The following is a 260-nucleotide window of genomic DNA, read 5'->3' as shown; positions in this document are numbered from 1 at the left end:
AATAATGCCGGGAGCCAGTCGGGCGCTTGCATCGGAACTGACTAAGACGTATATCCCCTGCAGTACCGTGATTGAGCCGAGAAAAATAACCCAATAACACCACAGCCAGTGTTCTTTAGTTGAAAACGTATTACGTGTTTGATGGACAATTGTGGCAACAAGGCCAATTAGACAGGCACAGATTGCGGTTAACCCAAGCAATACGTGACCCGCGACATAATGCGGAGTTATGTCAGCACTACGTAACAGCGTAATAGACC

Annotated in this window: 1 protein-coding gene; it reads right to left on the bottom strand. The window is 47.3% G+C overall.

The window, feature by feature from the left end:
- The coding region (locus SB756_RS31690) for a DUF2776 family protein (RefSeq protein WP_410913448.1) at positions 1-249 on the bottom strand (249 nt) is incomplete at its 3' end.
- Positions 250-260 lie beyond the last annotated feature (11 nt).

This window comes from Pseudomonas sp. SIMBA_068, assembly GCF_046534705.1.
Lineage (GTDB): Bacteria > Pseudomonadota > Gammaproteobacteria > Pseudomonadales > Pseudomonadaceae > Aquipseudomonas > Aquipseudomonas putida.
Note: the sequence above shows the minus strand (reverse complement) of the source record. Positions and strands in the feature narration are given on the sequence as shown.